Source organism: Pseudomonas sp. ZY71 (genome assembly GCF_036542145.1).
GTDB lineage: Bacteria > Pseudomonadota > Gammaproteobacteria > Pseudomonadales > Pseudomonadaceae > Aquipseudomonas > Aquipseudomonas koreensis_A.
On record NZ_CP144274.1, the window covers coordinates 3,572,572 to 3,593,151 of the forward strand.

The 20,580-nt window shown below is 56.1% G+C and carries 21 protein-coding genes and 1 pseudogene; 9 read left to right on the plus strand and 13 right to left on the minus strand.

The window, feature by feature from the left end; genetic code table 11:
* Positions 1 to 22: 22 nt before the first annotated feature.
* The 5 genes and pseudogenes from VY732_RS29985 to VY732_RS15780 all read right to left on the minus strand — a co-directional run.
* Positions 23 to 310: pseudogene (locus VY732_RS29985) on the minus strand (double zinc ribbon domain-containing protein); the annotation flags it as partial.
* A gap of 22 nt (positions 311 to 332) precedes the next feature.
* Positions 333 to 566 carry a hypothetical protein gene (locus VY732_RS15765; RefSeq protein ID WP_154905351.1) on the minus strand — a complete coding sequence of 78 codons (234 nt, stop codon included), beginning with the start codon at positions 564 to 566 and terminating at the stop codon, positions 333 to 335.
* Between the two features lie 308 nt (positions 567 to 874).
* A complete protein-coding gene (locus VY732_RS15770; protein ID WP_154905231.1) occupies positions 875 to 1,738 on the minus strand; it encodes an enoyl-CoA hydratase/isomerase family protein in 864 nt (287 codons plus the stop codon).
* A gap of 26 nt (positions 1,739 to 1,764) precedes the next feature.
* The gene (gene acuI, locus VY732_RS15775) at positions 1,765 to 2,751 is read right to left on the minus strand and encodes an acrylyl-CoA reductase (NADPH) (RefSeq protein ID WP_154905232.1); all 987 of its coding nucleotides are present in this window, start codon (positions 2,749 to 2,751) and stop codon (positions 1,765 to 1,767) included.
* Between the two features lie 145 nt (positions 2,752 to 2,896).
* Positions 2,897 to 3,478, minus strand: a complete 582-nt coding sequence (locus VY732_RS15780) for a TetR/AcrR family transcriptional regulator (RefSeq protein WP_154905233.1) — start codon at positions 3,476 to 3,478, stop codon at positions 2,897 to 2,899.
* A gap of 417 nt (positions 3,479 to 3,895) precedes the next feature.
* On the opposite strand from VY732_RS15780, the gene VY732_RS15785 reads away from it, so the two are divergent.
* The 3 genes from VY732_RS15785 to VY732_RS15795 all read left to right on the plus strand — a co-directional run bounded on the left by VY732_RS15785 (position 3,896) and on the right by VY732_RS15795 (position 7,242).
* Positions 3,896 to 4,507: a TetR/AcrR family transcriptional regulator gene (locus tag VY732_RS15785; RefSeq protein ID WP_154905234.1), complete on the plus strand. Its 612-nt coding sequence runs from the start codon at positions 3,896 to 3,898 to the stop codon at positions 4,505 to 4,507.
* A 575-nt stretch (positions 4,508 to 5,082) separates the two neighbouring features.
* The gene (katB, locus tag VY732_RS15790; protein ID WP_154905235.1) at positions 5,083 to 6,624 is read left to right on the plus strand and encodes a catalase KatB; all 1,542 of its coding nucleotides are present in this window, start codon (positions 5,083 to 5,085) and stop codon (positions 6,622 to 6,624) included.
* Between the two features lie 75 nt (positions 6,625 to 6,699).
* Positions 6,700 to 7,242, plus strand: coding sequence for an ankyrin repeat domain-containing protein (locus VY732_RS15795; protein ID WP_154905236.1), 543 nt, complete (start codon positions 6,700 to 6,702; stop codon positions 7,240 to 7,242).
* Between the two features lie 386 nt (positions 7,243 to 7,628).
* On the opposite strand, the gene VY732_RS15800 is transcribed toward VY732_RS15795, so the two are convergent.
* The 4 genes from VY732_RS15800 to VY732_RS15815 all read right to left on the minus strand — a co-directional run bounded on the left by VY732_RS15800 (position 7,629) and on the right by VY732_RS15815 (position 11,675).
* On the minus strand, positions 7,629 to 7,772 hold the full coding sequence (locus tag VY732_RS15800) for a zinc-binding dehydrogenase (protein ID WP_239511989.1): 144 nt from the start codon (positions 7,770 to 7,772) through the stop codon (positions 7,629 to 7,631).
* A 974-nt stretch (positions 7,773 to 8,746) separates the two neighbouring features.
* On the minus strand, positions 8,747 to 9,610 hold the full coding sequence (locus VY732_RS15805) for an alpha/beta fold hydrolase (protein ID WP_154905237.1): 864 nt from the start codon (positions 9,608 to 9,610) through the stop codon (positions 8,747 to 8,749).
* A gap of 112 nt (positions 9,611 to 9,722) precedes the next feature.
* Positions 9,723 to 10,511, minus strand: a complete 789-nt coding sequence (locus VY732_RS15810; protein WP_154905238.1) for an SDR family NAD(P)-dependent oxidoreductase — start codon at positions 10,509 to 10,511, stop codon at positions 9,723 to 9,725.
* 69 nt (positions 10,512 to 10,580) lie between these two features.
* The gene (locus tag VY732_RS15815; RefSeq protein WP_154905239.1) at positions 10,581 to 11,675 is read right to left on the minus strand and encodes an alkene reductase; all 1,095 of its coding nucleotides are present in this window, start codon (positions 11,673 to 11,675) and stop codon (positions 10,581 to 10,583) included.
* 183 nt (positions 11,676 to 11,858) lie between these two features.
* On the opposite strand from VY732_RS15815, the gene VY732_RS15820 reads away from it, so the two are divergent.
* The 6 genes from VY732_RS15820 to VY732_RS15845 all read left to right on the plus strand — a co-directional run bounded on the left by VY732_RS15820 (position 11,859) and on the right by VY732_RS15845 (position 17,648).
* Positions 11,859 to 12,440 (plus strand): TetR/AcrR family transcriptional regulator, encoded by a 582-nt coding sequence (locus tag VY732_RS15820; protein WP_154905240.1) that lies wholly within the window; start codon positions 11,859 to 11,861, stop codon positions 12,438 to 12,440.
* Between the two features lie 46 nt (positions 12,441 to 12,486).
* Positions 12,487 to 13,485, plus strand: a complete 999-nt coding sequence (locus VY732_RS15825; protein WP_154905241.1) for an AraC family transcriptional regulator — start codon at positions 12,487 to 12,489, stop codon at positions 13,483 to 13,485.
* A 351-nt stretch (positions 13,486 to 13,836) separates the two neighbouring features.
* Complete coding sequence (locus VY732_RS15830; protein WP_204280803.1) at positions 13,837 to 14,919, plus strand: zinc-binding dehydrogenase; 1,083 nt, start codon at positions 13,837 to 13,839, stop codon at positions 14,917 to 14,919.
* A gap of 85 nt (positions 14,920 to 15,004) precedes the next feature.
* Positions 15,005 to 15,535 (plus strand): 2,4'-dihydroxyacetophenone dioxygenase family protein, encoded by a 531-nt coding sequence (locus VY732_RS15835; protein WP_154905242.1) that lies wholly within the window; start codon positions 15,005 to 15,007, stop codon positions 15,533 to 15,535.
* Between the two features lie 33 nt (positions 15,536 to 15,568).
* On the plus strand, positions 15,569 to 16,630 hold the full coding sequence (locus VY732_RS15840; protein WP_154905243.1) for an alpha/beta fold hydrolase: 1,062 nt from the start codon (positions 15,569 to 15,571) through the stop codon (positions 16,628 to 16,630).
* A 148-nt stretch (positions 16,631 to 16,778) separates the two neighbouring features.
* A complete protein-coding gene (locus VY732_RS15845; RefSeq protein ID WP_154905244.1) occupies positions 16,779 to 17,648 on the plus strand; it encodes a transporter in 870 nt (289 codons plus the stop codon).
* A 51-nt stretch (positions 17,649 to 17,699) separates the two neighbouring features.
* Here VY732_RS15845 and VY732_RS15850 read toward each other — a convergent pair whose 3' ends face one another.
* The 4 genes from VY732_RS15850 to VY732_RS15865 form a co-directional block, all read right to left on the minus strand.
* Positions 17,700 to 18,602, minus strand: a complete 903-nt coding sequence (locus VY732_RS15850; protein WP_154905245.1) for an alpha/beta fold hydrolase — start codon at positions 18,600 to 18,602, stop codon at positions 17,700 to 17,702.
* A gap of 11 nt (positions 18,603 to 18,613) precedes the next feature.
* Positions 18,614 to 19,615, minus strand: a complete 1,002-nt coding sequence (locus VY732_RS15855; protein ID WP_154905246.1) for an NADP-dependent oxidoreductase — start codon at positions 19,613 to 19,615, stop codon at positions 18,614 to 18,616.
* A 9-nt stretch (positions 19,616 to 19,624) separates the two neighbouring features.
* A complete protein-coding gene (locus tag VY732_RS15860) occupies positions 19,625 to 20,083 on the minus strand; it encodes a DUF2147 domain-containing protein (RefSeq protein ID WP_154905247.1) in 459 nt (152 codons plus the stop codon).
* Positions 20,084 to 20,168: 85 nt separating this feature from the next.
* Entirely contained in the window at positions 20,169 to 20,576 is a 408-nt protein-coding gene (locus tag VY732_RS15865; RefSeq protein ID WP_154905248.1) for a hypothetical protein, read from the minus strand.
* Positions 20,577 to 20,580 lie beyond the last annotated feature (4 nt).

Here is a 20,580-nt window from a genome sequence, read left to right on the forward strand (position 1 = left end):
CGCCGCATTCACTACAGAATTTGGCGGAAAGGCTCGCCTCGTAGCCACAACGCTGGCAGCTGTGAGACAGCCTGTCCCCACACGCGCCACAGAAGCTGGCCCCAGAGAGACTCTCGAATCCGCAGTTTGCACAGCGCATACGACCTCCGCCTTTGCCTGGTGCCTGCTTCTTAACATTAGGCGCCGAACCCGCTGGCGGCACGGATAAGGCACTCTCCCCTAGTACCTGACGTCGATATCCGCACAGAAAGAGGCTGACATATTGCAAACGCCGAAGCTCCCCCCGGCAAAATTCGCCATTCAGAAACATGATGTTCTGTTCTTGCCGGCGCTCATTGCATCAACAGCGCCTCATGGATCTCTATGGAAGGGATAACACCCTCCTTGCGCTTGCCGGCAAGCCAGATCCTTGTTTTGGTCACATCAAAAATCTGCCCCTGTTCCATCAGTGTCAACACGAGCGCATCTGAAACTCTATAGTGACCGCACGCGGGACAATCTCTCTCCTCCCAAGAGCCATGGCACTGAATACGTTCAGCGATACCTGCACAAATAAGACAGTTCATGGGTTCACCATTTTTTAATAGTCTGTACTTGATCCGTAATTTTTCAGCCACTTCCCATCTACTAACCCACCATGTGTACCAGGGTTAATAAGAGCTTATTCGTTTCTGGCTTTTGGAAAAACCTACCGGCCCACACTTCAACCAAAACCTTGGATGAAGTATTGGTCTTCACCGGTAGCTCATTTTGTAATGGTCAACTAATCCTGGACAAAACGCCGCTCAAATGAGCAGGTTTTGCATATACGTGGAACCGGAATGGACTTGACTCTTGTTATGCCCCTTATGCCTAAATCATTTAATTAAAGTCGCTAAGGTTGCAATAACAAGCTTCGCCAGATGAGAGGTGGTTGATTTGTGAGACCAATGTAATACCCCATGCGCGCCTCCACCTCCTCGATCCCTTTTTCAACAATTCGTTGGCGAAGTTGAGGTAATCGCGCCTGGAACCCCGGCCACGTCAGCGACTCAACGTACTCACCATAAGCCGCCAAGAGATCAGCATCCGGTGGTAGTGTTGCTCTGCTGACCTGGGCTTTGGCGGCAACCAGTGCTGACTTGTCGAATGACGCAAGTCGGGACACCATGCTACCCACAAATCGATCCAATTCCTCGTCAGGGATAGATCGCGTCACCCATCCATAGCGTTCTGCCAGATCAGCGTCATAGTCATCGCTGCTCAATATTGCTTCGAGCCCGCGATCACGCCCGATGAGCCGTGGAAGGCGCTCACTGCACCCACCACCCGGCAGAATGCCGACACCAACCTCGGGTTGACCGAACACTCCATGCTCTCGGCTTGCGTAACGCAGATCGCACGCCAACGCCAGTTCGTTTCCCCCGCCTCTCGTCCGCCCACGAATTGAAGCAATACTGATAAACGGCGCTTTGGAAAGTCGCACGACAAGATCAACCCACATCGGCATCCCTTCTACCTCTGGCAGCATCGGAAATTTTCCAGCTTCATCAAGATCGAAATGATTGAAGAAGTAGCCAGAGACGCTGCTGCTGAAAATGACCACTTGAACGTTCTCGTCCTCACTCAGTTCCTTTACGACTTCATGCAACCGAGTGACAGTCTCGGGCACGATCAAATTTGTCGGTGGATTCGAGAACTTGATCTTGCAGACTTTCGGTGTAAGTCGCGCAATGCTGATCGTACTCGGTTGCATCATTTCGCATCCCTTGATGGAGCCTATGGTCATGCGTTGACGTCAACCACTACGCGACCTTGGACTTTGCCTTCGAACATCCGGTCGACCACCTCGGGCACCTCAGCGAGACCAACCACCTGCGTCGTGCGTGCGAGCTTACTCAAGTCGAGATCGCTTGCCAGTCGCGTCCAAGCCTGGAGTCGGGATTCGAGCGGGGCATTGACGGAGTCAATGCCTGAAAGGGTCACGTTGCGCAGGATGAAGGGCAACACCGACCCTGGAAGATCCATACCCTGAGCCAGACCGCAGGCAGTCACCACACCGCGATACTGGGTCTGCGCCAATACGCTCGCCAGCGTATGACTGCCGACCGAGTCCACAGCGCCGGCCCATTTTTCAGTTGCTATCGGTGCTCCTTGGGCAGAGAGCGTTCGTCGGTCGATGATCTGCGCCGCACCTAGACTGGTCAGATAATCTTGCTCCTCAACACGCCCGGTCGACGCGACCACGCGGTAGCCGAGATCGGAGAGAATCGCAATCGCGATGGAACCAACTCCCCCATTAGCGCCAGTGACGAGGACGTCACCGCGAGCCGGTGTGAGACCGCCATGTTCCAGCGCCAGTACCGACAGCATCGCCGTGTACCCTGCCGTGCCGATAGCCATTGCGTCCATTGTCGAGAAGATGTCCGGTAGCTTGACCAGCCATTCGCCTTTTACGCGTGCCTTCTGAGCAAATCCGCCGTGATGGGTCTGACTCAGCCCCCAACCATTGGCGACTACGCGGTCCCCCACAGCGATGCCGGGGTAAGATGAGGCTTCGACAGTGCCGGCAAAATCAATACCGGCAATCAATGGAAACTGCTTGATGACGTCGGCGTACCCGCTAAGGGCCAGCGCATCCTTGTAGTTCACGGTGGAATAATCGATCTTGACGGTAACGTCTCCAGGCATGAGATCTTGCTCATGCATGTCAACGACACTCGCCGAAATTTTATCGCCAGTCTTTGTTGCGAGTAATGCTTTGAAGGTCATCGTCTTCTCCTCTTTTTAGCCGGTGATGGCCGTCGATGCCGCACACTCGAAGCGGCCTGCATCTGATGTAGTCAGCATGGATCTGGGGCTCTCTCCGGCAACTTCAGCGTCCTAGGCTGGGGCCCGCTTAGCGGAGATATCAGCGTCAATGATTGGTGGTACTGAGGTTGTCAATTGCTGCTTCGCGTAATGCATCAGATAGCCGAGGATCATCCACCGCACGTGCAAGTATCAGGGCGCCCACCATGGTCGACATCGTTACCAGTGCCTCCTTGCTAGCGCCTGCCGCTCCCCTGCTGGGTAATACGCGGGCAACGACATTGATCATCTCTTTGATGCCGAACGTAACCTGATGTCGAACCTCGGGCGCCTGTCGCGGCATTTCCGAGCCTAGCGCCACGATGGGACACCCACTCTCAATGCTTTCGAGGTGTTCCTTCGACAAATATGTTTGCACCAACCGTTCTAGCGCCTGCTCAGGCGGAGCGGCAATAGCTACTCGGGCCAGCAGGGCGACCATCTCTGCACCCGCGTGATCGGCGGCCTCGGCCAGCATCGCGTCGCGTGATGCAAAGTGCGCGTAGAACCCGCCATGGGTCAAACCAACACGTTTCATTATTTCAGCGATGCCAATGCCGGCGTAACCGTTACGCCTGATGGCCCGCGCGGCCGCTTCAACAATGCGTTCATGTGTCGCTAATTTGGAGCGAGAGGAATGTATTTTCATATGATTATGATCGTAATCTAAACATATTGGAAGAGCAAGAGAGGACCAGACTATTTGGCGCATGGGCGCAACGTCGAAGTCGGTAGCGTTCTCAAACGGGTCAATTCGCCCCCCCCCCCAAAATCACATCACTGGCGGCGGTATTGTTGGTCAGTCAAACAGCACCATTGCGAACGATTTCTTTTTATAGTTTTAAGCTCAGCGGCATAACGTCGCTACTTTAAAACCATAACAGTGTTATGGTATTGTTGCAATATGATTTCTGATAACTCACCCCTTAATGCCCTGCTCACCTCGTCAAGGCGACAGTCCGCGTGCTTGCGACTATCGGACCATCTGAAGTCAAGCCCCCTTCAGTTCTTTCGAGTGGCGACAGGTACAGCGCCTCAAAACCGCAGATTTACATATAGACAGCCAATGAAAACCACCAAAGATTCCCCTAGCCTAGGCCGCCCCCGTGAGTTCGACATAGATCAGATCCTTGATAAAGCAGCTAAACTTTTTGGCCAACGTGGCTTTCACGGCACGTCTATCGTCAATATCTGCGATGCAACAAATCTCACCTGCGGCAGCCTCTACAATGCCTTTAAGGATAAGCGTGAGGTATTCCTTCGCGCGCTCAAACATCAGTCAGTCAAGCATAGAAGGCAGCTGAAGCACGCAATAGCCAGCGGGCAATCTGGATGGGAAATGCTGCATCAGGCACTTCTTTTCTACGCTGCCATTTCAAGCGGAGAGGACGGTCGAGATGGTTGTCTTATTACCAATGCCATAGTCGAGGTGGGGGGGGTTGACGCTGAAATTGCGGAAGTGGCTTTGGCATCAATGCGGGAGCGGGAGGTACTACTGCAACGGCTCATTGAAGCTGGCATCAACGACGGCTCTGTCGAAACCACGGTAGATAGTGCCGCTACCGCTAAATTCATGCTTTGTCTTCTGCAAGGAGTACGCGTAATCGGCAAGACATCCTCAGGCCTTGACGACATGCAAACTACCGTCAGCCTTGCGATGAAAGTAGTCGCACGATAATCAGCGCCAAAGGGCCTCAATGCTCGTTGATCCCCTGATTTTTGAGTGAGCACCAGTGCAGCAATTCGAGCGTTGAAATCAACCTGCTCGATTAGCCCAGCTTGGCGCATTTCACTTCCAGCGGCATACCATGGTAAAGGGCCGTGTCCATCGCAGGGACCGGCACAAGCACCCGTGCGCGCCTTGGTGAGGCTCGACAATCGCAGCCCGCAGATATGGCAAGTCACGACAGCCACCCCGCGCTATACCTGGCGTGCGTTTGCACCTATGCCGTACGCTCGACGTAGCCATCAAAGGCAGTGGACATCTGCCTCATTTCGGCTCGGCTAAACGGATGATTGGCTCAACAGTCACACCTTGGCAGGTTCGGATTGGTCATGCGAGCGCCAAACAGTTGCCCGGGCAAATGACCACACCACACCACACCACACCACAGTAGAAGCTAGCCGATTGAACCGTTGTCCATCCCTTTATCCTTATCGCACCCTTATATTTTTTCTATTTAGACTTTGAATCACTGGTCACTAGCCTCTGCGTGGCGCATTCGAATGCGCCTATAACCAGAGGAATCTCGCATGACTACCAACATTGACCATGGGGCGTTTTACTACCGACGCATACTCGGCATTCTTGCCGCAAGTCTGCTTTCCCTTTCCGTTCAGGCCGCCACTCTGACCCGTGATAACGGAGCGGCGGTGGGAGATAATCAGAACTCACAAACCGCCGGAGCTAACGGTCCTGTGCTTTTGCAGGATGTGCAGTTGATTCAGAAGTTGCAGCGCTTCGACCGCGAGCGCATTCCAGAAAGGGTGGTGCATGCCCGTGGCACTGGTGCCCATGGTTCCTTCACCGTGACCGATAGCCTGAGCGACCTGACCAAGGCCAAAGTATTTGCTGCAGGCCAAGTGACGCCGGTATTCGTGCGTTTTTCTGCGGTAGTGCATGGTAACCACTCGCCGGAAACACTGCGCGATCCGCGCGGCTTCGCCACCAAGTTCTATACGGCGGACGGCAACTGGGATCTGGTCGGTAACAACTTCCCGACCTTCTTTATTCGTGATGCGATCAAGTTCCCAGACATGGTTCATGCGTTCAAACCCGATCCACGCACCAACCTGGATGACGATTCCCGGCGCTTCGATTTCTTCTCCCATGTTCCGGAAGCCACCCGGACCCTGACCGAGCTGTATTCCGACTCCGGCACTCCGGCCAGTTATCGGGAAATGGATGGTAATGGTGTGCACGCCTACAAGTTGGTCAATGCCAAGGATGAGGTGCACTACGTGAAGTTTCACTGGAAGAGTTTGCAGGGGATCAACAACCTCGATCCCAAACAAGTGCTCGAGGTACAAGGTCGTGATTACAGCCATATGACCAATGATCTGGTAACCCATATCAACAAGGGGGACTTCCCGAAATGGGACCTGTATGTCCAGGTCTTGAAACCTCAGGACCTGTCCAAATTCGATTTCGACCCGCTGGATGCCACCAAGATCTGGCCGGGCATACCTGAGCGCAAGGTTGGGCAGATGGTGCTCAATCGCAACCCAGCCAATGTGTTCCAGGAAACCGAGCAGGTGGCCATGGCCCCGGCCAACTTAGTGCCGGGTATCGAGCCATCGGAAGATCGCCTACTGCAAGGCAGAGTGTTCTCCTATGCCGACACCCAGATGTACCGCCTGGGCGCCAACGCCCTGCAATTGCCGATCAACGCGCCGAAAGTCGCGGTGGACAATGGCAACCAGGATGGCGCGATGAACAGCGGCAGCGCCAGCACCGGGGTGAACTACCAGCCGAGTCGGCTGATGCCCCGTGAAGAGTCGCAAAGCGCGCGTTACAGCCAATTGGCGCTGTCCGGCAGCACCCAGCAGGTGAAGATACAGCGCGAGCAGAACTTCAAGCAGGCCGGGGATCTGTATCGCTCGTTCAGTCAGAAGGAACGTCAGGACTTGATCGAGAGTTTCGGCAGTTCCCTAGCTACCACCGATGATGAGAGCAAGCACATCATGCTGTCGTTTCTCTACAAGGCCGATCCCGAGTACGGGACCGGGGTGACCAAAGTTGCCAAGGGCGATCTGGCTCGGGTCAAGTCGCTGGCAGCGAAGCTGACCGACTAACTGATTGAATCGTACTCAACACGACGTCTCTCCAGTTCTTGGTTTGACGTCGTTCGAAGACAGAGGAGTCGTGCGATGCGTATGTATGCCTTAGTATTTTTAACCTGCTGGTCGCTGAGTGTCTATGCAGACCAGCCAACCGATCCGACGGTTATAAAGAATCAGTTGCAAGATTACTATTTCGACGCTGCACGCCGGGGCGATGTAGAAATACTCAATACCTTTATCGACGCGGGGTACTCGCTCAATACCCAAGACGAAAAGGGTTATACCGCCCTTATCCTCGCGGCCTATCACGGTCATATGCAGGCATTGGAGCGCTTGCTGGCGGCCGGCGCGGACGCATGCATGCAGGACAAAAGAGGCAATACGGCACTGATGGGGGCTATCTTCAAGGGTGAGGTGAAGATTGCCCAACGCTTGTTGGCGACTGATTGCAGCCCAGATCAGCGCAATGGCGCTGGTCAAACCGCCGCCATGTACGCCGGACTGTTCAGGCGAGTGGAGCTGCTTGACGCCCTGGCAAAAAGAGGCGCCGATCTAAATGCTGAGGATCCACAGGGAAACAACGCGGCGCGCTTGATGAATGGTGAAATCCGGACAACTACATTGCACTGACTTCCCGCTTTGCCTAGCGCCATTCAATATCTTGCCCATTTAGTGTGTACTGGCTTCAGGGACAAAGGTGCCGATCGAACCCGACACGAGCGTTTTGTTCAGCATGTTGACTATGGGTAACTATTGGATGTGCAACTCAGTGGTGGCCTTTTCGCTTACAAAGGTCAGTGTCCGGGGAAGTTACCTTCCGAACTCCAGCATTAACGGCGATAGTATCCGCGTAATAGGTAGACACCACTGCCCTAAGCGTTTGGATCAGGAAAGTGCGTACTCCCAGACCGTTACCACGGACATCAGATAGTCATCAAGCTTCGAATCGGACTCCAGAAAGCTCGCGTCGAACTGAGTCTTTGTATAAGCCGGATCGACGATGCATATCTGCGACGTTATTTTACCTTGACGATGACCTTGCCTTTTGCCCGAGCGGTTTCAACATAGGCCAAGGCATCCGGGGTCGATTCGAATGGAAATACCCGGTCCACCACCGGACGTACGACCCCGGAATCGATGAAAGCGGTAAGCTCACGCAATTGATCACCGCTGGCTCCCAGGTGGCACAAACACAGGATTCGCTACTACAGCTCAACAGAAGATCACACCCGACCTGAAAATGCTCATGATGGACCCGCCACCAGTAGTACGGGCGGGCATTCGCGCACTACAGGCTGGCCGCATCAGTGTCGTGCCCGGCGTGATGAACACACTCAACGTGCTCTTTATGTGGACAACGCCAAGCTGGTTGCATCAAGCTGTTTTCTCACGAGTCATGAATCAATAACCGGCGCATTTTGTGTATTGCCAAGCTCTGGAGCCGCAAGCCCGTATTGAAGAGTCAGGGCTTGCCTCGCGCAACTCGGGGTGCGCCCCATGCCGAGCATGTCTCTAGCCAACATGGGCTCCCGGTTGGACGTAACAGCCCTTCCAGGGTTTCTGCGCCTTGCTCTTGACGGGCTTAGGCGGCTGGACCTGGATGTGCTGACTGTCGACCAGATGCTCACCACACAGATCACAACGCACCTCGTTGTGCAAACTGGGGCTGAAATGGTGCTTGCCGTACTTCATCGATGTGACCTCCGGAGGCTGCTTGGTCGTGATCCCGGCTACGTGCGTCATATACGTCGCTGTCACCAAATCTCAACGAACCTCAATTAGAATCATATTAAAACGCTCGCTTGAAACACTGCGCCCTCTCGCTCGGTGGGCGAGACGAATCGGAACGCCAAGGCGAGGGCGACTTTGAGCACGACCGTCAACAGGACGCTCGAATTACCCCAGCCCACTGCTAGGTCGAACACGCCGACGTCCGTGAGCAACAGCGGGATATCGGCCAACCCGGCTACCTGCGTCGTTTCTGCAAGCTGTCAAGATCGAGATTTCGATCGAGCCGCGACCATGCTTCGAGACGAGCCGAGCGCGGTTCAACTGCGCCACGCAACACCGCGTGGCAGTGTTGCAGGCTCAATGCAACCAATTCGGGAATTGATGAAACACTCTAGTCAGGGTGTCAGACATGTAGGAAGGACAGCGCTCTTGACACGAAATTGGCATGATTCTGGAAAATCGCACCATGCCCGGCATCTTCGTAAATGACCAGTTGCGAGTTCGGGATGCGGAGCGCCATATCAGTACTGTGCACAGTGGGCACCATGATGTCGTTATCACCATTGGCGATCAGTACCGGAATCCCGAGGCTGCCAAGATCCTGGGGAGCCTGCTGCCCCCATGCCTTGATCGCCTTCAACTGCCGCAATAAGGCTCTAGGCGTGGGTCCTTTGTCCCGGTCCGCCTTGCGTTCCGTCAGTCGTTTCAGAAAGGCCTTCGCTGCTTGGCGACCATTGGCCGTGGATGTAAAGAACATATAGAACTTCGGATCGCGCAACGTCAGCAAGCCTTTGATCATTAGTGGCCAGGATGCCGCTCCTACCTTGTCAATACCCTCACCACCTGCTGGTCCCGTACCGGTCAAAATCAGCTTGCGCACCAAGTCTGGTGCTTTCAGCGCGATGTCCTGCGCCACGAATCCTCCGAGGGAAAAACCGAGCAGATCAACCTTCTCGAATCCCAGCGCATGGATCAAGGCTATCGCATCCTGCGCCATCTCATTGATGGTCACGGGTGCTGTTCCTCCCGACGCACCGATCCCCCGATAGTCAGTGGCAATGACACGATGCCTACTGGCAAGGCCATCGACGATCCGCGGGTCGAAATTGTCCAACACCGCACCCCAATGGTTGAGAAAAATCAGTGGCACGCCACTGCGAGGCCCCAGGTCACGGTAGGCAAACGCAGTCCCTGCGACATTGATCAAGCGGTTCACGGCACTCGCGTAGGACGTACCCGACCCAAGGTATTTGTCGGCATTGGTCATTACTTACTCCAGATGTCTGGTGTAGACCGGCAATCCTGGGATGGGAGATTCCGGTCTAGTTTGTGGTGATTGAAGGTGATGACGCCCTTACCTCTGCGCGTCTCTGGAGTGTTTACGAGGGCGTGCGATACCGCTCCGCTGCATGCGCCTGCCTGATGTCCGAAAGCAGGGCTAGCCGAGCGACCTGCAGGGCGTCCCAGCGCGCAGCGTCGTGTAATGGCGGGATGGTCACGAGCTCACGCTGATCGAAGCCGACCAGTGCTGCATCCACCAGCTCACCCACTTCCATCATTTCGGGCAGTGTATCGACGTCGATGCCCGCATGCCCCCAAAGCTCCGTGCGAGTTGCGGCAGGAAGCACGGCTTGGACGTAGACGCCCTTGGGCGTGAGCTCCAGACTCAGTCCCTGGGAAAGGAACAACACAAAGGCCTTGGTGGCACCATAAACCGCCATGCCGAATTCCGGCGCCAAGCCAACCACGGAGCCGATATTGACGATCGCGCCTTCGCCGGCCAGCGCAAGCCGTGGGGCGATTGCGCTGGCGAGTCGCACCAACGAGGTTGTGTTGAGCGCGACGAGCCAAGCGACATCGTCGGTCGTCTGCTCGATGAAACTGCCGGACTGGGCAGCTCCAGCATTGTTAATGAGGATCCCGATTCGCGAATCTTCGCGCAGGCGTGTCTCGACGGCGGCCAAGTCGCTGGATTCGGTGAGATCAGCCTGGAGGATATCGACTGCGACGCTGTGTTCCTCGCGGAGGCGAGCCGCGAGCGTTTCCAGTCGCGCTTTGTTGCGGGCAACCAGCACGAGATCATGGCCGCGACGTGCGAAGCGCTCGGCGTAAGTGGCGCCGATGCCGGTGGATGCGCCGGTTATGAGAACTGCGGAACGGGTAGTCATGTATTGGCTCTCTTGATTAGGTGAACCCATATTGGGAAATGCAACGTACAAATCGAGGAGGCGCCAGCGTTACAGGGCGTTGGAGTCAACAAGTGCCGGGTAGTCGATGTATCCCTCGGCGCCACCACCGAAGAGTGTGGTCGGATCGAATGAAGCCAACGGCGCCGCGGTCTTCAGACGTTCCACCAGATCCGGGTTAGCAATGAACGGGCGCCCGAACGCAAAGAGGTCTGCCTTGTCTTCGGTGAGCCGGGACGTAGCAAGATCCACGTCATAGCCGTTGTTGGCGATGTAGGTGTTCTTGAATCGCCGACGCAGGGAGTCAAAGTCGAACGGCGCAACATCTCGCGGGCCGCCGGTTGCACCCTCGACGACATGGAGATAAACGATGCCCAAGGCGTCGAGCTGGTCAACGATGTAGTCGAACTGTGCCTGCGGATCGCTGCTCGAGACACCATTGGTTGGCGAAACCGGAGAGATACGGATACCGGTGCGGTCGGCGCCGATCTCGTCCACCACGGCCGCGGTCACCTCCAGTAGCAGCCGCGCGCGATTTTCGATCGAGCCGCCGTAGGCATCGGTGCGTACGTTGGCTCCGTCCTTGACAAACTGGTCCAGCAGATAGCCATTGGCTCCGTGAATTTCAACACCATCGAAGCCAGCAGCAATGGCGTTAGCCGCGGCCTGGCGGAAATCGCTGACGATCCCCGGCAGTTCGTCGAGCTCCAGCGCCCGAGGCTCCGAGACGTCCATAAAGCTGTTGTTGACGAACGTCTTGGTCGCGGCCTGAATGGCCGAGGGCGCCACAGGGGCGACGCCGTTCTCCTGCAGGTCAATGTGTGAGACACGCCCCACATGCCACAGCTGCAGGAAGATCCGCCCGCCCTTCGCATGGACGGCAGCAGTGACCTCACGCCAGCCATCAATCTGCGCTTGCGAGTAGATGCCGGGCGTATCCTGGTAGCCCTGTCCCTGCTGCGAAATCTGCGTGGCCTCAGCGATCAGCAAGCCGGCCGATGCACGCTGGCTGTAGTAGGTTGCGGCGAACTTGCTCGGAACGAAGCCTGCGTCGGCGCGGTTGCGCGTCAGCGGTGCCAGGACCACCCGATTGGAGAGCGTCAGGGAGCCGAGGGTGTATGTCTCAAATAAATTTTTTTCGGTCATATCTTCTTTTCCTCAACGTTGATTGATGGTCAGGTGGGCGTCGCACATGACCTCAGACCTTCCAAAAATTAGCGAGCCATTATAATGATGATCATAATCTTAACCGTCAACAAATTTGATTATGATTGACATCAATGTATATTGACTACCTGACATCTGGCTGAATCAAAGAGGCATGTGGACATGAGAGTCACCAAAGCGCAGGCACAGGAAAATCGGGCGCGCATTGTCGAAACAGCCTCCGCACTGTTTCGTGAGCGTGGCTACGACGGCGTAGGGGTGGTGGAGCTGATGGCTACCGCTGGCTTCACCCATGGCGGGTTCTACAAGCACTTCCGCTCCAAAGCCGATCTGATGGCAGAAGCGGCTGCGAGCGGGCTCTCGCAGACCCTGGAAAATAGCGGCGGTCTCGACGTTGCCGAGTTCTTCAATCTTTACTTGTCACGGGATCACCGTGATGCCCGGAGCGTTGGCTGCACGATGGCAGCCCTCTGCGGGGACGCCGCGCGTCAATCAGAGGACATTAAGGCTACGTTTGCGGCCGGGATCGAAAACATGCTTGTAGCTCTTGAACGTGAGGGCACTAAGCTGGGTGATGCGGATCAGCACACAGTGCGGACAAAGATGATCGACATGCTGGCCCATGCGATCGGCGCGGTCGTATTGTCGCGGGCCTGTCCGGATGATTCTCCTCTGGCAGATGAGATTCTGGAGGTTTGCCGCGCGGAAATTCTTGCGCCACTGTCGCCGTCAGTGGCCAACTAGCTGGCCGGGCGGCGATCACGCAGATCATGCAGGCCCTTAAACAACTATGACAGATTTAGTAGCGGGCACAGGGCTCCTCCACTTCGCAAGTCTGGTCTCTAGTCTCGGCGGCAACCCCGATGAGTTTCTGCGCGCCCATGGTGTGGACCCGTCGGCAGCCGGTGTCGCTGATCGCCTTATCAGTTACGGGGCGATGGCCACAGTGATCGGCACGGCGGCAGTGGAACTGAATTGCCCAGACTTCGGTATGCGCCTCGCAAAGCGACAGGGCATCCAGATTCTGGGGCCGGTAGCGGTTCTTATCCGTCACGCAGAGACCGTTGCTGACGCGATCGAAGGCGTCTCGCACTATCTTTACCATTGCGCACCACCCGACGTCGCAGAGCTGAAACGCGGGCCAAGATCATCGGTATTCACGTTTGAAATCGCGTTACGGCAACTGTCCTACCGGAACCAGATGATTGAGAAAGGCCTGGTGGTTGCCATGGAAGCCTTCCGTCTGATGCTGGGCGAAGACTTCGTGCCGCTGCGAGTCACGATGAAGCATCATCCCCTCTCTGTACCCGAGACCTATCGTGAAGTCTTCGGTTGCCGGGTTGAGTTCGCAAGTGTCTGTAACTCCATCCACATCCCCAGTAATGCATTGAACCGTGAGATCCGTGGGCGGGATCCCACCGTGCTGGCGCTCGCTGAAAACTATCTCGCCCAGATCGGTCAGATGCTTCCCCTGGTCGAGCACGTGCGAGAGTTGATCCATCGTATGTTGCAGGTCGATCAGGCCGACCTGGTCTCAGTTGCACGAGCCTTGATTATCCACCCTCGAGTTCTCCAGCGCAGGTTGGCCGAATCCGACACCTCTTTCGAGCAGATACTCGATGACGTGCGTCGAGAAATGGCCTGGCAACTGTCGACGCGGGGTCTGCAGGTCGCACAGATCGCGAGCATGCTCGGTTACTCCGAACAGAGCAGTTACTCCCGGGCTTGCCGCCGCTGGTACGGCGAATCCCCACGGCAGCTAATCACACGCCGCCATAAAAGCCCCTGAGCTCCCAATCCCCACATAAGCCCACCATTAGCCTCTCGGTCTTCAAGGTCGGCACGCGGCAAGATGGAAAACCTTGCGCGGCAATTTCTTGAGACCGCTTTAGTCGCCAAATGCCAAATAAAATTCGTGCAATGCCAAGTTTAAGGAGAGGTGATCTGACAGTTTATTAAAACCAATAAAAAAGAGCGGATGCCTTCCGCCATAGAGGATCAAGAAAATGAGGACGAGCACGTTCAGCATTCTTCATGAGTTCGATCACCGCCATATCGAAACCAGCCGATTTGCCAGCGGCTGCTGCCTGATTGCTTTGGCAATAGGTCCCAAGACACCACTCGATGACAGGAGCGGCTCATGAGCATGCGCGCCGTCGTCATGCGCCACGGTAGCCTTGCGCTGACCGAAGCGCCTATCCCTCGGCCTGGCAAGGGCGAAGTTCTGGTCAAAACCCTTGCGTGCGGGATCTGTGGAAGCGACCTGCACTGCGTCAAACATGGTGCCCAGTTGCTTTCGAGCGTGAAGGAGGTCGCCGGCATCGACCTCTTCAATGTTGATGAACCGGTTGTTCTCGGTCACGAAATCTGCGGTGAAGTGGTCGACTTCGGTGCGGACTGCCGCCGGACGCTTTCGCTCGGCACCCGGGCAGTCTCGGCCCCTTTCCTCCTCCGCCCACGACCAGTGACCCTGGGCTTTGGCGGACTCGACACACCAGGCGGCTACGCCGAGTACATGGTGTTGTCAGAGGACCTGCTGATTCCTGTGCCCGAGGCCATCCCCAACGACATCGCGACTCTCGCCGAGCCGCTCGCCGTGGCGCTTCACGCCGTCAATCGGGGCAACCTGGGCGTTGACGACGTGCCGATCGTCATTGGCTGCGGCCCGATTGGACTGGCGGTAATTGCGGTGCTGAAGATGCGCGGAATCGGCCCGATCGTGGCCGCCGACTTCTCGCCGTCACGACGCGCGATGGCCGCGAAGCTCGGTGCCGACGTTGTGGTCGACCCACGGGAAAATTCTCCTTATGACTCTTGGAAAACTATGGCCGGTACGTCGGATCCATCCCGATATGGTCGTCAGACCGGGATGTTCGCCGGGTTCCCCTTCCGCCCCTCAGTGATCTTCGAGTGCGTCGGCGTACCGGGGGTGATCCAGCAGATTCTGGCCGGCGCTGCGCCGTGCTCAAAAGTGGTCGTGGCGGGTCTTTGCATGGAGCGGGACACCTTCTATCCGTCCTTCGCCATCATGAAGGAAATCGATCTCTCCTTCTGTATTGCCTACTCGTTCGAAGAGTTCGCCCAGGCATTCGACCATGTTGCGTCGGGCCGACTCCAGGTCGACGCGCTCATCACCAGCCATGTCGGGCTGAACGGTGTACAGGATGCTTTCGACCGGCTCGCGGACCCGGAACGGGACGCCAAGGTCATCATCATTCCATGAATGGCTGACCCGGCCGGCAAACAACACTGGCCGAAATCAGTCGTCCGGATTCACACAACGCCATAACAATGACAAGGGCTATCCCATGACCAGTACACAGGCTGCAAGCAAGACGCCGGTTTTCTCGCTCCCGCAGGATCGGCTGCTCACACTCAACATAAACGACATTCCGGTCCTCAAGGATGCGGCGGGGCCCGGCGTCAGTTTTCAACCGTTGTTCATTGACCCCGAGCTCGGAATCTGGACCGTCATGGGAATCTTCGCCCCAGGCGCGAAGTTGCCGACTCACCTGCACACTGGGGGTGTCCATGGCTACACGCTGAAAGGTAGCTGGATTTATACCGAGTACCCGGATCAGGTTCAGACAGCGGGCTCCTATCTCTACGAACCCGCTTCATCGATGCACACCTTCTACGTCCCCGATACGAACAAGGGCGACACGGTCGTTTTGTTTATCGTGAATGGAGCCAACATCGGCTTCACCGACGATGGCCAATTTCATTCAGTGCTCGACGCAATCACAGTTCAGAAACTGACCGAGCAATGGGATCAGGCGAACGGTGATGAAGGTGTCCAATACCTGACTGGCGGTACCGCGCGATACGCACACGACTAGGTTCCCGAGCCTGCCCACAATGAAGGTTTTTCAATGAATACCAGCAACTGGGAATCAAGAACTGTTCAAGTCAATGAACAACGTATCCACCTGACCATCGCCGGCTTGTCGGGGCCAATGGTCCTGCTCTGCCATGGGTTTCCCGAATCCTGGCATTCGTGGCGGCATCAGCTGGCAGCCTTGTCGGCCGCCGGATATCGCGCAGTAGCCATGGACATGCGGGGCTATGGCAGATCATCCAAGCCCGGCGACGCGCGCGCCTACCGCATCAGCGAACTGGTCGCGGACTGCGTCGGCGTCGTGGAGGCACTCGGCGAGTCCAGTGCCGTGATCGTCGGCCACGACATCGGTGCGCCAGTGGCCTGGACGGCGGCATGGACAAGGCCGGATGTTTTTCATGCCGTTGTCGGCATTAGCATGCCTTTCGGCGGGCGTGGACTTGCGTGCCTGCCGGGCAATACCTTTGGCAAGGTTCGTCCAAGCATCGCGGAACGGGAAATCGCCGGACCGGACCTGCTGTTCTATCAGGAGTATTTCTGCCTTCCTGATAATCGCGCACTACGCGATGCAGAAAGCGACCTTCCGGGCTGGCTCGCCAGCGTCTTCTACAGCTTGTCAGCTGATCCCCCTCTCCCGCCTGAACTTATCGGTGTTGACCTGACGCAATTGCCCGAAGAAGCACTCACGCAATTCGTACGCGCCACGATGTGCGTACCCCGGTCGGGTCAATTCGACGACTTGCTGGTGAAGCCGGATACGTTGCCAGCCTGGTTCAGTCAGGACGATCTGGATCTCTGGGCAGCTGAATTGGAATACAGCGGACTTGCCGCCCCCCTCAACTACTACCGCAACGCCGATCTCGATTGGGAAGAACTGGGTCAATACGAGGGCAGGACGATAGACATGCCTGCGCTCTTTATCGGAGGGGACCGCGACGTTTCCACCATCTGGAGCCAGCAATCGATCGCCCGAGCCGGTGAGCAATGCACCGACCTGCGTGGGACGCTCATCATCAAAGATTGCGGGCACTGGACCCCACAGGAAAAGCCCGAAGCCGTCAATGAGGCGTTGCTGACCTTTCTGCAAAACCTGTGACCACTCACTGAGTGATTGGTCGGGCCCGGATTGATTGGGCCCTCCCCCTTACTGCGCCACAGCAACTCACCTTGATCCAGGCCTTGAGTGATGGAAAAGGTCGCCTGAAAAAAAGCTAAAAACAACAATAATATAGCGAGTCGATACAATGAGAATTACGACATTCAGAACAGCAATCTGCCTCACTTTGGTACTCGGTTCGGAACACGCCGCAGCGCTTGACCTCGCCCCCGGCGATTATGTCCACCTGCCGGCAGGCACTGTTGCATTGGTGCACTACGCAAACTATGCGACAGGCAGCCAGTTCAAGGACAAAGACGGCAACAAGGTACCCGATTCCAGTGACCGGTTGGCCCTTGGAATAGAGCGCGCGCTCTACTATGGCCAGACAGATGGAATCGACTGGGCAGTGCAAGCTGTCCTGCCATTCGGCAAGATCACCGACGCAAAAATTGGTGGCAACGACCTTTCCAGAAACAACGGAATAGGCGATCTAACGCTAGGCGCCGCGATTTGGGCGCTGCACTCCACGGACCCGACCGGCACCACTCTCGGCTTTACCAGCTACATCACCTTGCCGACCGGTGCGTACCATCCTTTGGAAGCCTCGCTTGGCTCGGGAGCAGTCGCCCTGACGCAGCAGATCGGTTTCAGCCAGGGACTCGGCCATGGCGTCAAACTGGACATCGCGGCAGATGCCAGTTTCCGCTTCGACCACACCAATGACGGTATCCAGGTCAGTCACGATCCCACCTATCAGGTTCAGTCGTATCTCAGCTACAACTTCACACCCGCCACCGCCCTGTCTTTCGGTTATTCGGGCACCTTTGGCGGTAAATCAACCTTGAACGGCATCGATAGCGGTACCCGCACCCGCGAGGATCAACTCCGCGTCTTTGCCAGCACCTTCATCGCGCCAACAGTGCAGATTCAGGGCATGGTAGGCACCGACATCGATGTACGGGGGGGCTTCCAACAAGATGTGATATTCCAGCTCCGTATCGCGACCTTGTTCTAAACCTCACGCCGGAGACGATGAGCACGCCGCCTCCAAGCGAGGCGTCGCGCTTTACGAAAACTTCGATTGCATGGGATGGTTTGCCAAAAATGCGGCGACTCGCTCAATGACCTCGCCCGGCCGAGAATCAGCAAAAAAATGGCCGCCCACTATCGCAGAAGCCTCCATCACGGTGCAGCGATCCGCCCAAGTGGCGGGTAAATTATAGTGCTTGGCCATCGCACCCGAGGCGCCATAGAGAATCAGCGCGGGCGCGGTGATGCGTCGTCCGGAATCGGACAAATCGTCTTCCAGATCCACCGTGAGGGCGGCGCGATAGTCGTTGCAAAACCCAGCGATCGTTGCTGGATCACGCCAGGCTTTCCGATATGCCGCCAGTTGGTCAGCATCGAAATCCTCCGGCCCTGCGGCACCCCAGCCGAATAGGCAGCTCTCGAAAAAGAAATCGGGATCCGCCTCAATCATGCGCTCCGGAAAGGGTGCGGGCTGAGAAAGGAAAAACCAATGCCAGTAACTGTGGCCTACGTCCTTGCGCAGATCTGTCAGCATCACAGCCGTAGGAACGATGTCCATCAGCGTGACGCTAGCCACCACGCCCGGATGATCCAGCGTCATCCGGTATGCAGTGCGCGCGCCACGGTCGTGTCCAACAAGATGGAACCGTTCATGTCCGAGCACACGCATCAGTCCGACCTGATCCGCGGCCATGGCGCGAAATCCGTAATTTGACAGATCCGGCTGAGCCGGCGGCTTCTGCGATGCGCCATACCCACGCAAATCAGCACAGACAACCCGAAAGCCACGCGCGACCAGTCCAGGCGCGATACGCGCCCAGAGCGCCATGGTTTGGGGGAAACCGTGCAGCATCAATACGGGCTCACCTTCACCCGCTGCAACACAGGCGATGTCCATATCGCCTACAGTGATTCTCTGCGTTTCGAAGTTTTCGAACATTGGTCGACTCGTTATTTTACCTTGACGATGACCTTGCCTTTTGCCCGACCGGTTTCAACATAGGCTAAGGCATCCGGGGTCGATTCGAATGGAAAAACCCGGTCCACCACCGGACGTATGATCCGGGAATCGATGAGTGCAGTAAGCTCACGCAATTGCTCACCACTGGCTCTCATGTAAAGGAATGAATAGCTGACACCACGACGTTTGGCTTTTTTCCTGATCCCATAACTCAACAGGCCCATGACCAGTTTCAGGAACCCGGACAACCCAGCGCTTTTCGCAAAGTCCACATCCGGTGGCCCAGAGATTGAGATGAGCTTTCCACCCGGTTTTAGGATGCGTAACGACTTCTCGAGAGTCTCTGTGCCCAGGCTGTTCAAGACCACATCGTAGTCGTGCAGGACCTTTTCAAAATCGTCTTTGCGGTAATCGATCACGATATCGGCACCGAGGCGCTTTACCCACTCGACATTCGCCGTGCTCGTGGTCGTCGCAACGATCGCTCCCAGATGCTTGGCCAGCTGAATGGCCAGCGTGCCTACACCACCGGAGCCCGCATGAATTAACACCTTTTGGCCTTTCTTCACGTCCGCTTTTTCGACCAGCGCCTGCCAGGCCGTCAAGCCAACCAGAGGGATAGAAGCAGCTTCTTCCATCGTGAGATCTTTCGGCTTGATCGCCAGCGAGCCTTGATTGATAGCAATGAATTCGGCGAATGCACCGATTCGATCATCATCTGGCCGCGCATAGACCTCATCGCCCGGCTTGAATTGCTGCACTTGTGAGCCAACCCGCACGACGACCCCGGCCAAATCATTGCCCAGAATAAGCGGCATACGATAAGGCAAAATCATCTTGAACTCACCGTCCCTGATTTTTACATCCAGGGGGTTCACACCCGCCGCATGGATCTGGACTAAAACATCATCCTTGCCCAATTCAGGTTCCGGCATTTCGGTCACCCGCAACGCAACCTTTTTTCCATAGCGATCGATAATAAATGCTTTCATCGTACTTCCTTATTCCTGGCGTACCCAGGTCTGTGAACGCCCCAGCAGCGGCGTGCCAATGTAGCCGCGCACGCTGAGCTTTTTGCCATTGTCGGTCAGGCTGACTTTACTGCTATAGACCTTGCCATTTTCCGGATCGAGGATTTGGCCATCGGTGTATTCATCACCGTCCTTTCGCAAGTTGGTCAAAATAGTCAGGCCGACAATTGGCGCATTTTTGTTCACGCCGTCACATTTGTCGCACTTCGGATTCTGATCTTCGTTGGGGGCGGGAAACACTTTTTCGATAACGCCCTTCAGAGCGCCATCGGATTCGGTGATTCGAATCAACCCCCTCGGCTTACCGCTGACATCGTCGATGTTTTTCCACAGACCAACGGGAGAGTTGTCGTCTGCCCACAGTGCCGATGACATGACTGCTGCTGCTAGGGTGAGTCCGATGACACCTGCTTTTTTCAAAGTGCGCATTGCCTGAATCCTCATGGTTGAGCGTATTTTTATTGTCGACTTGATGCCATTTTGCGGATTGTGAAATGGGTCTTGTGCCTCACGACTATCGAATTGTGCTTCCAGTTTGAAGGTCGCTTTTTGAGGCACGTGAGACGTAAAGGAACGCGAAGATGAGCGCGACTTCGATGAGAACGGCAGACAAGATCCGAAAGCCCGCATGCCCCATAGCCAGTTCAAATACACCAAGGACGGCGAGTATCAAGCAGGTCACGACAAAGCCTGCGATCAAAGATGAGCGCGCCAAGGACGGCCCCGCATTTCTTGCCGAAAAAAACATGACACCTATCCCCGCATACAACGCCGCCCCACGGCGTCCGACCAGCCCGACGGAGTCAGAGAAATCGACGCCCCAGCTTGCCAGCAAAATATTGGGGGCAAACATCCAGGTGAAAGCCAGGGCGAAGAAGAGGAACGCGGACAGGATTGCGAGACTTCTGAAGTTGATTTGCATTGGA

Coding starts and splice junctions, on each gene's coding strand:
- VY732_RS15860 (WP_154905247.1), bottom strand. CDS start 20,083: ATGCGCACTTTGAAAAAAGCAGGTGTCATCGGACTCACCCTAGCAGCA.
- VY732_RS15780 (WP_154905233.1), bottom strand. CDS start 3,478: ATGAAAATACATTCCTCTCGCTCCAAATTAGCGACACATGAACGCATT.
- VY732_RS15825 (WP_154905241.1), top strand. CDS start 12,487: ATGACAGATTTAGTAGCGGGCACAGGGCTCCTCCACTTCGCAAGTCTG.
- VY732_RS15840 (WP_154905243.1), top strand. CDS start 15,569: ATGAATACCAGCAACTGGGAATCAAGAACTGTTCAAGTCAATGAACAA.
- VY732_RS15785 (WP_154905234.1), top strand. CDS start 3,896: ATGAAAACCACCAAAGATTCCCCTAGCCTAGGCCGCCCCCGTGAGTTC.
- VY732_RS15770 (WP_154905231.1), bottom strand. CDS start 1,738: ATGATGCAACCGAGTACGATCAGCATTGCGCGACTTACACCGAAAGTC.
- katB (WP_154905235.1), top strand. CDS start 5,083: ATGACTACCAACATTGACCATGGGGCGTTTTACTACCGACGCATACTC.
- VY732_RS15830 (WP_204280803.1), top strand. CDS start 13,837: ATGAGCATGCGCGCCGTCGTCATGCGCCACGGTAGCCTTGCGCTGACC.
- VY732_RS15815 (WP_154905239.1), bottom strand. CDS start 11,675: ATGACCGAAAAAAATTTATTTGAGACATACACCCTCGGCTCCCTGACG.
- VY732_RS15835 (WP_154905242.1), top strand. CDS start 15,005: ATGACCAGTACACAGGCTGCAAGCAAGACGCCGGTTTTCTCGCTCCCG.
- VY732_RS15865 (WP_154905248.1), bottom strand. CDS start 20,576: ATGCAAATCAACTTCAGAAGTCTCGCAATCCTGTCCGCGTTCCTCTTC.
- VY732_RS15805 (WP_154905237.1), bottom strand. CDS start 9,610: ATGACCAATGCCGACAAATACCTTGGGTCGGGTACGTCCTACGCGAGT.
- VY732_RS15810 (WP_154905238.1), bottom strand. CDS start 10,511: ATGACTACCCGTTCCGCAGTTCTCATAACCGGCGCATCCACCGGCATC.
- VY732_RS15765 (WP_154905351.1), bottom strand. CDS start 566: ATGAACTGTCTTATTTGTGCAGGTATCGCTGAACGTATTCAGTGCCAT.
- VY732_RS15845 (WP_154905244.1), top strand. CDS start 16,779: ATGAGAATTACGACATTCAGAACAGCAATCTGCCTCACTTTGGTACTC.
- VY732_RS15795 (WP_154905236.1), top strand. CDS start 6,700: ATGCGTATGTATGCCTTAGTATTTTTAACCTGCTGGTCGCTGAGTGTC.
- VY732_RS15820 (WP_154905240.1), top strand. CDS start 11,859: ATGAGAGTCACCAAAGCGCAGGCACAGGAAAATCGGGCGCGCATTGTC.
- VY732_RS15855 (WP_154905246.1), bottom strand. CDS start 19,615: ATGAAAGCATTTATTATCGATCGCTATGGAAAAAAGGTTGCGTTGCGG.
- VY732_RS15850 (WP_154905245.1), bottom strand. CDS start 18,602: ATGTTCGAAAACTTCGAAACGCAGAGAATCACTGTAGGCGATATGGAC.
- acuI (WP_154905232.1), bottom strand. CDS start 2,751: ATGACCTTCAAAGCATTACTCGCAACAAAGACTGGCGATAAAATTTCG.